The organism is Salmonella sp. SSDFZ54, from assembly GCF_004010735.1.
GTDB classification, from domain to species: Bacteria; Pseudomonadota; Gammaproteobacteria; order Enterobacterales; family Enterobacteriaceae; genus Salmonella; species Salmonella enterica.
The window spans coordinates 3778081-3788254 of record NZ_CP034819.1 but is presented as its reverse complement, the minus strand read 5'-3'; the positions used below and the strand labels follow the sequence as shown (position 1 = coordinate 3788254).

The 10174-nt window shown below is 47.8% G+C and carries 16 protein-coding genes and 1 pseudogene; 3 read left to right on the top strand and 14 right to left on the bottom strand.

The window, feature by feature from the left end:
• Positions 1 to 92 precede the first annotated feature (92 nt).
• Entirely contained in the window at positions 93 to 494 is a 402-nt protein-coding gene (gene pliG, locus EOS97_RS18640; RefSeq protein WP_001750111.1) for a g-type lysoyme inhibitor PliG, read from the top strand.
• A gap of 256 nt (positions 495 to 750) precedes the next feature.
• Here the strand turns inward: pliG and EOS97_RS18635 are convergent, their stop codons facing one another.
• The 4 genes from EOS97_RS18635 to EOS97_RS18620 form a co-directional block, all read right to left on the bottom strand.
• Positions 751 to 1254 carry a hypothetical protein gene (locus EOS97_RS18635; protein ID WP_001252721.1) on the bottom strand — a complete coding sequence of 168 codons (504 nt, stop codon included), beginning with the start codon at positions 1252 to 1254 and terminating at the stop codon, positions 751 to 753.
• Positions 1255 to 1582: 328 nt separating this feature from the next.
• On the bottom strand, positions 1583 to 2032 hold the full coding sequence (locus EOS97_RS18630) for a lysis protein (RefSeq protein ID WP_031607240.1): 450 nt from the start codon (positions 2030 to 2032) through the stop codon (positions 1583 to 1585).
• A gap of 17 nt (positions 2033 to 2049) precedes the next feature.
• Entirely contained in the window at positions 2050 to 2502 is a 453-nt protein-coding gene (locus EOS97_RS18625; protein ID WP_000984583.1) for a lysozyme, read from the bottom strand.
• A complete protein-coding gene (locus tag EOS97_RS18620; RefSeq protein WP_001574216.1) occupies positions 2486 to 2815 on the bottom strand; it encodes a phage holin, lambda family in 330 nt (109 codons plus the stop codon). The genes EOS97_RS18625 and EOS97_RS18620 overlap by 17 nt, the downstream gene beginning before the upstream one ends.
• A gap of 275 nt (positions 2816 to 3090) precedes the next feature.
• Here EOS97_RS18620 and gtgA point away from each other — a divergent pair.
• A pseudogene (gene gtgA / locus EOS97_RS18615) lies at positions 3091 to 3777 on the top strand (type III secretion system effector protease GtgA).
• A gap of 360 nt (positions 3778 to 4137) precedes the next feature.
• Positions 4138 to 4587, top strand: coding sequence for a hypothetical protein (locus EOS97_RS18610; RefSeq protein ID WP_000798705.1), 450 nt, complete (start codon positions 4138 to 4140; stop codon positions 4585 to 4587).
• 135 nt (positions 4588 to 4722) lie between these two features.
• Here the strand turns inward: EOS97_RS18610 and EOS97_RS18605 are convergent, their stop codons facing one another.
• The 10 genes from EOS97_RS18605 to EOS97_RS18555 all read right to left on the bottom strand — a co-directional run bounded on the left by EOS97_RS18605 (position 4723) and on the right by EOS97_RS18555 (position 10166).
• Positions 4723 to 4848 carry a hypothetical protein gene (locus EOS97_RS18605; protein ID WP_001534733.1) on the bottom strand — a complete coding sequence of 42 codons (126 nt, stop codon included), beginning with the start codon at positions 4846 to 4848 and terminating at the stop codon, positions 4723 to 4725.
• 398 nt (positions 4849 to 5246) lie between these two features.
• Positions 5247 to 6044, bottom strand: coding sequence for an antitermination protein (locus EOS97_RS18600; protein ID WP_001047630.1), 798 nt, complete (start codon positions 6042 to 6044; stop codon positions 5247 to 5249).
• Positions 6034 to 6180, bottom strand: coding sequence for a YlcG family protein (locus tag EOS97_RS18595; RefSeq protein ID WP_001617856.1), 147 nt, complete (start codon positions 6178 to 6180; stop codon positions 6034 to 6036). The genes EOS97_RS18600 and EOS97_RS18595 overlap by 11 nt, the downstream gene beginning before the upstream one ends.
• Positions 6177 to 6788, bottom strand: a complete 612-nt coding sequence (locus EOS97_RS18590; protein WP_001096547.1) for a recombination protein NinG — start codon at positions 6786 to 6788, stop codon at positions 6177 to 6179. The genes EOS97_RS18595 and EOS97_RS18590 overlap by 4 nt, the downstream gene beginning before the upstream one ends.
• A 2-nt stretch (positions 6789 to 6790) precedes the next feature.
• Complete coding sequence (locus tag EOS97_RS27255) at positions 6791 to 6997, bottom strand: hypothetical protein (RefSeq protein ID WP_001241019.1); 207 nt, start codon at positions 6995 to 6997, stop codon at positions 6791 to 6793.
• Positions 6997 to 7599, bottom strand: a complete 603-nt coding sequence (locus EOS97_RS18580; protein ID WP_001750112.1) for a DUF1367 family protein — start codon at positions 7597 to 7599, stop codon at positions 6997 to 6999. The genes EOS97_RS27255 and EOS97_RS18580 overlap by 1 nt, the downstream gene beginning before the upstream one ends.
• Before the next feature lie 34 nt (positions 7600 to 7633).
• Positions 7634 to 7882, bottom strand: a complete 249-nt coding sequence (locus EOS97_RS18575; protein WP_014343878.1) for a hypothetical protein — start codon at positions 7880 to 7882, stop codon at positions 7634 to 7636.
• Positions 7883 to 7998: 116 nt separating this feature from the next.
• Positions 7999 to 8232: a DinI family protein gene (locus EOS97_RS18570; RefSeq protein WP_001217669.1), complete on the bottom strand. Its 234-nt coding sequence runs from the start codon at positions 8230 to 8232 to the stop codon at positions 7999 to 8001.
• A 247-nt stretch (positions 8233 to 8479) separates the two neighbouring features.
• Complete coding sequence (locus EOS97_RS18565) at positions 8480 to 8806, bottom strand: hypothetical protein (protein WP_000802853.1); 327 nt, start codon at positions 8804 to 8806, stop codon at positions 8480 to 8482.
• 142 nt (positions 8807 to 8948) lie between these two features.
• Positions 8949 to 10166: a hypothetical protein gene (locus EOS97_RS18555; RefSeq protein WP_000132543.1), complete on the bottom strand. Its 1218-nt coding sequence runs from the start codon at positions 10164 to 10166 to the stop codon at positions 8949 to 8951.
• Positions 10167 to 10174 lie beyond the last annotated feature (8 nt).

Below are 10174 nucleotides of genomic sequence, written 5' to 3'. Positions count from 1 at the left end.
CAGAATTCCCGGAAAGGACCCTGGAAAAAACCGAACAGTTATTGTTACAATATAACAATTAATCATTTTAACGCTGACTGAGGGTCTTACATATGAAATTCAAGAGTATCGCTAAAACTGTTTTTCTTTTTGCACTGCTAACCTCAGCTGGCTTTGCAACTGGTAAAAACGTGAATGTCGAATTCGATAAAGGACAAAATAGCGCCCGCTATTCCGGCGTAATAAAGGGATACGATTACGATACATATAACTTCCAGGCCAGAAAGGGGCAGAAAGTACATGTAAGTATTTCGAATGAAGGCGCAGATACCTACCTGTTCGGGCCAGGAATTGGCGATTCCGTTGACCTGTCCAGATATTCATCTGAACTGGATGGCAATGGCCAGTACACGCTACCGGCGTCCGGAAAATACGAACTGAGAGTACTTCAGACACGTAATGAAGCCCGTAAAAACAAAGCGAAAAAATACAGCGTCAATATTCAGATAAAATAAATGCCAGCCTGGTCAGGGGATTCGTTCCAACACCAAACTTTTCAGCCACTGGGTTATTTCATGAGGTGTACCAGTTTTTAGCGTCTGGTTACGTTTTTGAGGTGTACGAAAACTGGCTTACGTCAGTACTATAAAAGCGCGATGTGGTAGTACGAAGACCCAGAGACATTATCATGTTTATGCATTTCTGAAACTCCCCCGCAGGTAAGCTCCTTTTCCCTCCTGCGGGGATTTTTTATTTACGAAGTTTCTCAGACTACTTACGTAGCCGTTCCTGCAAATCTTTTTCAAATATCCCGGTACTTTTACACTCCACCGGCTTCACCTTATCGTTACCGTCGGCAGTATCCAGTCCGGCAGTGCCTGTCACCATTACCGAAACATTACTGCCTTCACCGGCACTCCAGACCTGCGCGACGATACGGTAATGCTCCTGGATATTTTGTGTCTGCGGTAACAGTGAACAGTCCAGATACAACGAACTCAGTTCCGGGTCATCCCCGGTACCGGCGATAATTCCTGTGGTCTGGTCGTTAACACTGGCTGTGATGGCTTTCTCCCTGAAATACAGCGCCACGGCATTCAGCAACTCATCCGGTTTACGGTTACCGATGAATGAGGTTGATATCTGTTCGCTCATCCCTGGCTGCTGCCCGGACTGGCTGTCCTGCTGTTGCTGCCCGCCCGTTTTAACCGGACCATACACAGTAATGCAGCCGCCAAGACAAAGTGCGGCAGCGGTGGCTAATATACGGCGCATAGTCATTACCGATAATAAAGCGTTGTACAACCGGCGAGGGACACACATACCAGGGCCAGTACGAATAATTTTGCCTTCATTAATTTTCCTTGTTATCAGGTTTCAGTTCTGTCCGCTCATTTTGTCCGGGGCTCGTTGACAGATGTAAAAAAGCCAGTGGTCAGACTGGCCAATGTTTTGTTATGTTATATCATCAATCATCTGGGGATTATTTCACTGGTTATAGTCTCCAGAAACAACTAAATAAGATTTCATGGCGTGCTTTTAATGACGATTCTGAACATGTTTGTCTTCCGCCCGGAGATGCAGGTGTCCATCTCCGGGTCTTTTATTTCAGACATTGCGTCCGGATGTACTCCTGCAAATACTTCAGTTTTTCCTGGTCGCTGATGATTCCGGCGCGGATATTGAGAACGTTTTGTCCAGCACCTGGAGAGAGTTCGACGGTGGCAGCATTGCCCACGCGGCTGGTGCTGGCGGTTTCGGTCCGGGTGGGCACTGAACATCGCCCTTCGACGCGCACCCGGCTACCAGCAGCAAGGCGGCGCTGCAAATCAGTATTCCTGTTTTGTGCATCAGCTAGTTCCTTTGTGTATTTTGCATCGAGGGCGGCAACGTCACGCTGGCGCTTCGTCATGTCGGTAATTGTCTCGTTCGCCAGCTTCAGGTTGTGAGTAGCAGTATCACGCTGGTACTTGTAAGTGATAGCGTTATTGCGGTAGTGATTTGCCAGCCGACCGGCAACAATTAGCGAGACGAGCAACAGGCCAACAAACATCGTTTTCCAGTTGAACATCATGACAGGAACAGAGCACGCTCCGCCTCACGCCGACGGGTAAGCCCGTTCAGTACTTTGCCACCAGCCTTATTCCAGCGCAGGAACTCATCAGCGGCGCCGGCGTAATCACCAGCGTTTAGCTTCCGCAGCAGAGTTGATGAGGATAATGTCCGGGCGCCGAGGTTGTACGCGAACGACACCAGCGCATCAAACTGGCCTTGCGTCAACTTGACCTTAACCAGTTTGGACACATCATTTTCATAACCGACTAAACCAGTTTTAAGCAAGCGCTCGGCAGTAGCCTCGTCAATCATCATTCCGGGCTTAACTGGCTTACCGTCAACAGAGTGGGTCCAGCCATAACCAATCGTCCAGGGATCTCCCCCCGTTCCCGGGTCCGGATAAGCTGTCAGGCTACAACCTTCAAACTCTTTGATTAGGGTAATGCCTTTTTCACTGATTCTCATCATTAACCCCTGCACGTTTTTTGAGTGCGCTAATTGCGATTTCGCGCAGCTTGTCCACACCGACAAAGCCAATAATTCCGCCAACGAAAGGCGAAATGGAAACCGGCAGGCCTACCACATCAAGCGCACTGGTGACACATAAGGAAAGAGCGCCACACAGGACGCCCTCAAGCCATTTATTTTTACGGGTGGCGCCGTCGTATATCAGTCGGCCGTAGGCAATGAGTCCGGCCATTAACGCCCCAAGTATCTGGGGCCACGCATTTTTGAGTCCGGTCAAAACCGCAGCCCAGAATTCAGGAGTCTTGTCATTCATTTTCATAAGCCTCACCTCCGATGATTTCGGATGGTAACTAGAGTGAGTGAAATGGTTGGGTTGCAGGGTTTAATATCTTGTAAAACAGGATTGCCTGTGGTTGCAGAATCTGAAAGTAAAATCACGCAGAGTACAATTTTAATGGAGGTGAGGCACAAATACTGCAAATTTAGCTTTTAGCTTAATTGATTGCGTGCTGAGTGAATTCTGTTTGACAAAAACATGCTATTTATAGAATGTTAATTCCATGTAATAAAAAGGATGTGTAACTCATCATGCCAACGGGAATTAAACCAATATTTATCAATAATATGATGTCAACATATGGATTATCCCATCCTCATGACAGCAAGGTATTTCCAGACCTTCCAGAACACCAAGATAATCCTTCTCAATTACGCCTCCAACATGATGGTCTTGCTACCGATGATAAAGCCAGGCTGGAACCAATGTGTCTTGCTGAATACCTTATCTCTGGACCAGGAGGAATGGATCCTGATATCGAAATTGATGATGATACCTATGATGAATGCCATGAGGTGCTATCACGCATACTTGAAGATGCATACACTCAAAGCGGGACATTCCGCAGACTGATGAATTATGCCTACGACCAGGAATTGCATGATGTAGAATAACGCTGGTTGCTGGGAGCCGGAGAAAACTTTGGTACTACCGTAACTGATGAGGACCTGGAGAGTTCAGAAGGCAGAAAAGTGATTGCCCTCAACCTGGATGATACAGACGATGATTCAATACCAGAGTACTATGAAAGTAATGATGGCCCACAACAATTTGATACAACACGCTCATTTATTCATGAAGTTGTACACGCGTTGACTCACCTTCAGGACAAAGAAGACAGTAATCCAAGAGGCCCGGTAGTCGAGTATACCAATATCATTTTAAAAGAGATGGGTCACACATCACCACCAAGAATCGCCTACGAATTTAGTAATTGACACTCATCAAAAAATGCAAAATCCCACGATGCTACAACACAGTAACCAGTTCAGGTCTGAGCTAATACAGGTCAGCAGTCCATAGACACTGGCTCCTGTCAGGATGCCACCTGCTAACCCAGTACCAGAAATCGATTCGGACATTCATCCCCCTCTGGTTGTGTGGGGCCTCTCAGTTATGAGGGGAAATAATAAATATCCTCCGGCATAGCCGGAGGATATTTATTCATAAAGAACACAATTAAGAATAATACCGATTTAATTAAAATAACTTGATCTCACAGTTGAAGAATGAATAATAGCGAGCCCTGCCAAGGCAGGGCATAGAAATAACCAACGAGAAGAAATAGGTAGGAACTAATGAAAAACACCGCTCTGGGTAAGTTCATTTTTATCGTCGGCACCGCGTTACTGCTCGGTGGCTGTAGTGGCATGGTCATGCCTCCCTATGCCACCCACGGTACATCGGTCGGAATCATTGCGCCGGCGGGAGGCTATAGCGAGTGGCACACGGATAGCCGCAACCACACCACAGGAGACAGTCACAGCCAGTCACAGGGAAACTGCACCCAAAGTGAAGATAGCCAGCTCAACGAAAATGGTCTCACACGGACACACCAAAGCAACTGTAACACCCGTAGTCAAACCCACAGCAGTAGCACCAGCAAAACCCGCTCCAGCAGCGTCGGTTTCAGCGTCGGGGGGCCTGTTGGTGCTAGCATAGGGTTGATTAAGCAGATGGAGTCGATGAACCGTGCGCCAGCCAACGATATGAGTAGTAATGAGATGTTCAAGAATTTCGGTTTCTAGCACATAACGCCACCTGGTACCGTTGTGGTGTCTGGCCCGGCGGCTATCTGTAACGACTCACAATCGAAAAAAGTCAGACTCGCAATCAGCGCAAATTTTGGCTCACAATAACTGCAACTGAAATCGGACGTGGACTCACGCTAAGTGAGAGCGAAATCCGACGCTCAGAGCCAAATGAGAAGTTTTTTCCATTGGCAGTAATTGTGAGCCAGCAAAAATAGATTGTGAGTCCATTGAATGGGGATCGTTGTGCATTTTCATAAGCCTCACCTCCGATAGCTCGGATGGCGCAGTGTGAAGTAGGAAGGCCGCCCGGTGGATTAACGACAAAACTCAGAGGGATTATTCCGGACGGCACAAACAGAAAAGCCCCGGCAATCACCGAGGCTTAAATTGTTGCCGGTTACCGCTCCGGCGCGATCAGCAAAAGCTATCGCGGTATCAGATTGTGGTCCTGCCTGTGTGAGCTTTGCGGTCGGCTGGAACATGTAGACTCCGCATCACTCCCCGCACTTTGTCTTATTGGCGTCGGGAATCCATAAAAGAAAACCCCGCCGAGGCGAGGTTCTTAATTCTTGTAACATCACAGGCATAATAACCCATCGTTGGAATCAGGTTAGCCATTTTCCGTTAAGTTTGCAATAGCTAAATTATTTTGGTCATCGAGTCACGTTTCCCAGAACCTTTTCTGCATACGATTCCTCAATATGGCAATGCTCCACCAGCCGATCGAAAAACAGTTTATAGTTGTACCGCCATACCATTTCCGTTACTCCTAGTGCTTTAAAAATCTCGGTATCTTTGAGACGTGGGTAGCCTCTTCCCTTGCATCTTGGGCATTTTTTATAAACCGGCACGCCCTGCAACTCAGATTTTTTCTTATCGAGAATTTCTCCGCGTCCCCGGCAACGACATTCATTTTTCACATGGCCTTTGCCATCACACGCCTTACACACTACGCGCACCTGCTCACGAACTGATTTCCACACCTCCCAGTCGGACGGAGAAATACCTTTCGTATCTTTTACCCATTTTGGTGGCTTACCATCCGGGTAGGTAACCTTGTTCGTGAAAACCTCAGCATCAATTAATTTAGCACCATGACAGCTACTGCACGTCACCAGGCTGGCCGCGCTGAGGGAATAATCGCGAAATACATAACGCGCCATAGTGTCGAGAAATTTTGAACGCTTACCCTCTTCCATTTTCCGTAATGCCCCATGCCGTTCTGCACGCTGCTCTGCTAATAGCCTGATATAGGCGATGATATTTTCAGAAGATAAAACCCCAGCTTTTGCAAGATACAATTCAATACCCACTGCGGCTTTTGCAGTAAGTAGCCCGAGGGATGCCATTACGTCAGTAATAGTCAGCGTATCAGACGTTATTCCGCATGGTACTGCGCCGGGCATCATGGATTTAGGTGAAAAATATTTCGGTAAGGACTCAAGATTCATTTCGATGCTCCCGTTTTGCTTCAATGCGGACGTAATTACGAAGAATGCGGTATGCCACAGGAAAAGATCCCCGGTATCGATAAATTCGGAGACGCAACCAGCGCATGCGGAGTATCTCGATCAGTTCTGGTTTCATGCGGCCTCCAGCTTTTTTAGCGCACGCAGATCCGCCAGAGCCGCGAGCCTGATTTCCTTCAGCTCCTCGACCGTCCAGCGGTGCGGGGTGTTATTGTTCTCGAGTGCCAGCACCGCAGCCTCACCGTAACGCTCAACCAGCGCGGCACGATATGCTTCGATGTTCCCTGATTTGTAGACGTTGCAGACATCACACTGAAGATGGATGTTGAAGCGAGTAAAGCGCAGATGCCCGGCGGCGGCCGTACTCCTGTAATGGCCTGCATGCCATGCGAATGCCGTCTTCGTTCCACAGGAGATGCAACCGAGTCCTTCTGCCAGTTCGGTTTCGCGGCAAATGTCATTTACGGCGCGCTGCGTCAAGTCAATCCAGTGTTTCAGCGGCTTAACCGCGGCTTTCCGCTGGCGCCAGGCGGCGCGTTCTTTTTTCTCAGCGGCGCGCTGAAGGGATTGCGCCTTACGTTGCGCGGCTTCGCGAGCTTTTCTGGTCTGTTCTTTGCCGACGGCGCTGGCGCACTGGTACGAGCAAACGATCTGCCCCTCGCGTATCGGGTGAAACCACTGGCGGCATTCTTTGTTTGCGCACTTACGGCGCGGTAATTTAGCCATGTTCACCCCCAGACCTTTTGGCGTAAGGATTTTGGCGTCCGCACCCGGTGTGCATATTCAGGTAATTTCGCGCTGACAGTCCAGGTAATGAAGTCAGGGTTCAGGCTCTTTTCTGTCCTTACGCCCCGCTTCTGATAATCCGATATCAGCGTGTCGGCCTGCTCGGTTGTGCAGTCGTGATGATGGAACCAGGAGTATTTCATCGCCATCACCCCGCAAAGCTCATGAGCTGGGCGGCGGCGTTCTCGGCCTCGCGCTGGGTACGGAATATCCGTGATAAAATCCACCGCCAGAGCACATCAAGCGCGGATTTATACAACTGCTGAAATTCGACCTCATCCATGCTGGAAAAAGCGATGCTGCGGGGATGTTTGCGGAGGGTGCCGTCCGGTAGCTGGATGGCGTCATAGTGACCAGCCTCAACCGTCACCCATGCGCGGTAGGCATCGAATGATTTACACAGGCTAATCCCGTTTGTTACCCGGCGGTTTGCAATCTGTTCCAGATACTGTTCAGCCGCATCCAGTAATGCGCTTTCATTCCCGCCATATGCAGCGAGAAACTTTGCATAACCGTTTACCAGTTTGCGCTCATTGGCAGAAATGGCGCCGCCGGTGGGTTCCCAGTATTCAAACCCAAGATTAAGCAACGCGAAAAAGCGGCGATGGAATGCAGGATTCCTCACCTGACGGAACTCAGCCACCAGCACGGCGCCGAGTTTGATTTTTGATTGCAGAATATCACTGGTCTCCGGCGTTGCGGGGATCAGAATTCCAGATGACTGCTTGATGAGTTGTAATTCGTGCGCCATGGTGTTCTCCGTGGCGCAGAAGGTTAACGGTTGTTCAGGCCGTTGATTTCATATTATCAGAAGGTGGTGTTACCCGGTAGCCGAGACGGCGAATAAAATGCATAAAACCGTTGGGAGTAAAAACTTCTTCATCATCCAGCAAAGGACGCATAGATACCATGCCATTTACACGATAAATAAGATGCCTGCCTGATGATGGAAAGCTAAACACCACGCAGCCATCAGATCTTCTTACAATGTCATACCAGCTATCTTCTGACTTTTGCAAAGCTGAATTACTCAATTTTTGTTCTCCCTTCAGGCGATATACAGACGCGGTTAAAAATTGTCGGCAGCAGCATCAAAGGGATACGCAAATTGCGGTATTCTGAAAAATGCGCGCCAGCATTAAGCGCAATGTTAATAAAACCAGTCGTCAGCGCTTTCCCACGTTTCCTGCAGAATGCTCTGTATACGTTTTTTATCGCCATCAGCAGCACCGACGATACTCAGACCATCCTGACTGCCTCGACGGATGGTTAAGTTGCAGTTTTCATACTGATTCTGGAGACGGGTAATTAATTCTTTTTCAAGTGCAGGAACGGCACCTTCCGGAAGCTGTTTTGTCCGGCTGATAACAAGTTCAATTCTCATAATTCCCTCTACACTTAACTACTGTATATAAACACAGTATACCTGTTAGAAAGAATATTCAAGAGGTGAATAGCACTTTTTGCAAAAGCTAGCATGTTGTTTCATATCAGATTTTAGGCGAAAAAACCCGCCGCAACGGGTTAGTATTTGTAGCGGTTTTCCGGGGCACACGCGTATTCGTAGGTAAAACTGAGCGCCTCGTTGTCCTGCTTGTCTTTTGATTGTGCTGCAATATTCCAGTCAGACATTAGTCAGCAGTTCTCCCACGCCAGCGTTTATTACTCTTAGAGATTCGATCTGTATCAACGGATTCAACCTCCCCTTCAGAAAATCTAATGGCATTTGCTTTATTTAGTGCCGCCCTGGCATCTTCTTCAGCCTTACTGAAATGCACCTTCTTTCTTCCCCTGAAACTGCCAACGCGAATTTTGGAAGAGGTCTGCAACTTGTACTTGCTAATCCGTAACTGTGCCGCTAAATGTGCTTTTGCCTCTGTCCGGTTCGCAGGCTTCTTCTTGACTAATTCAAGGTCTAATTGGTACTGCTGCTTAGCATTTAGCTTCTTCGGCTTCATGGTGTCACCCTCAAACAAAGTCCGTTTATCATAGAATAAAAGGCCCTAAGGGCCTTGATTAATGTCTATGCCAGCCTCTCCACTTGGCACCAATTACTCGACCTCCTGCGGCGGTTCTGGTAGCTGCATCCAGTGAGTTATCTCACTCCTCGGTAATATCATTATCAAACTCTATCCTGTCGGCTTCAAGCCAACGCCTTACTCTTTCCTCTTCTTCTTTCCTCTTTAGGTGCTCGGTGATATAGATATCAGCGGGGAGCGGGGGGAGTGGAGTCGAACGCGATTTTTGGTCTTCCTCGTACATAGCCCGCATTCTCTTCTCAACCTGCCAGTAGTTAATTTCCTTATACTCAATAGGCCAGTTTTCTTGTAGTTTTCTTGCAGTATCAGCAAGTTCGAATTTTAGGTACGGGTTTAGGCCAATGAAGTTACCTGCAAGGTCGTCATAAACCTCGTCTACATTTGCGATGACCGCGAACTTTTCGATGGCCTGATTTATATCCCAGCCTGAAACAAACAGCAAAAGCGCGGAAAAGGCGAGAAGTTTAACTTCGCCATCAGCACGGTCTCTTACAGATTTATTCTTAAATTCGTCATAACTGCTTATGATGAAAGCGTTGAGCTGGAGTGTTTTCTCATACTCATCTTTTAGTAAGGTAGGGTCAATCAATACGCCCTGCGATGGGCTGCTGACGAACTTGGTCAGCATTGAAAGTTGTTTTCTCCAAACTTTTAAGTCTTGAAGTTTACGCAGGGTGGGCAGATGCACCAGAGTGAACTCTCGTTGGATAGCATCTTCCCATGAAAAACCGGGGATGGTGGCTTGCACTGGGCTAAATGGCGCTACGCCATTCACATACCCCCAATTGACACTTGTATTATCTGTTATGTAATGAAGCCAACTGACCTGCTCTTCAGTAAGAGACAGCTTAAACGTTGAGTCGACACGCTTCTGGAAGAACCACTTACGCATCTGCCTCATGGATTCTTGATCAAAAAAACCCTCCTGTATCCCTGCGCATACCATTTTTCTTATAACATGCGTAATCTTGGTTCTGTCGGTAGAGAAGTAAACCAGATGGTTTTTGACATCAGGTGAGATGCGCTCATCGTAGAAATCGCAAGAAGGATGGTGATTGCTTTTGTCTTTTGTGTTTCTGAACCGGAAATGTGCTCTTCTGTTAAAGCGAGCATTAGTACCGCCACGGACAAACGTTCCACCAGTTGCCTCGCATATTGGGCAGACAATATCTTCTCGCGCAAATGTGTGAATAGTATCGATAGTATGCCCTGTGAGTACAAGATATTGTTCAGGGTCAACTTCCTTTTCAAGTGACTTAGAATATGCTGTGTCAGTCATTTAAGGCT

Bases quoted from the DNA above. Each gene is read 5' to 3' on its own strand.
- pliG (WP_001750111.1), top strand. From the start codon at position 93: ATGAAATTCAAGAGTATCGCTAAAACTGTTTTTCTTTTTGCACTGCTA.
- EOS97_RS18635 (WP_001252721.1), bottom strand. From the start codon at position 1,254: ATGCGCCGTATATTAGCCACCGCTGCCGCACTTTGTCTTGGCGGCTGC.
- EOS97_RS18630 (WP_031607240.1), bottom strand. From the start codon at position 2,032: ATGTTTGTTGGCCTGTTGCTCGTCTCGCTAATTGTTGCCGGTCGGCTG.
- EOS97_RS18625 (WP_000984583.1), bottom strand. From the start codon at position 2,502: ATGATGAGAATCAGTGAAAAAGGCATTACCCTAATCAAAGAGTTTGAA.
- EOS97_RS18620 (WP_001574216.1), bottom strand. From the start codon at position 2,815: ATGAATGACAAGACTCCTGAATTCTGGGCTGCGGTTTTGACCGGACTC.
- EOS97_RS18610 (WP_000798705.1), top strand. From the start codon at position 4,138: ATGAAAAACACCGCTCTGGGTAAGTTCATTTTTATCGTCGGCACCGCG.
- EOS97_RS18605 (WP_001534733.1), bottom strand. From the start codon at position 4,848: ATGAAAATGCACAACGATCCCCATTCAATGGACTCACAATCTATTTTT.
- EOS97_RS18600 (WP_001047630.1), bottom strand. From the start codon at position 6,044: ATGAATCTTGAGTCCTTACCGAAATATTTTTCACCTAAATCCATGATG.
- EOS97_RS18595 (WP_001617856.1), bottom strand. From the start codon at position 6,180: ATGAAACCAGAACTGATCGAGATACTCCGCATGCGCTGGTTGCGTCTC.
- EOS97_RS18590 (WP_001096547.1), bottom strand. From the start codon at position 6,788: ATGGCTAAATTACCGCGCCGTAAGTGCGCAAACAAAGAATGCCGCCAG.
- EOS97_RS27255 (WP_001241019.1), bottom strand. From the start codon at position 6,997: ATGGCGATGAAATACTCCTGGTTCCATCATCACGACTGCACAACCGAG.
- EOS97_RS18580 (WP_001750112.1), bottom strand. From the start codon at position 7,599: ATGGCGCACGAATTACAACTCATCAAGCAGTCATCTGGAATTCTGATC.
- EOS97_RS18570 (WP_001217669.1), bottom strand. From the start codon at position 8,232: ATGAGAATTGAACTTGTTATCAGCCGGACAAAACAGCTTCCGGAAGGT.
- EOS97_RS18565 (WP_000802853.1), bottom strand. From the start codon at position 8,806: ATGAAGCCGAAGAAGCTAAATGCTAAGCAGCAGTACCAATTAGACCTT.
- EOS97_RS18555 (WP_000132543.1), bottom strand. From the start codon at position 10,166: ATGACTGACACAGCATATTCTAAGTCACTTGAAAAGGAAGTTGACCCT.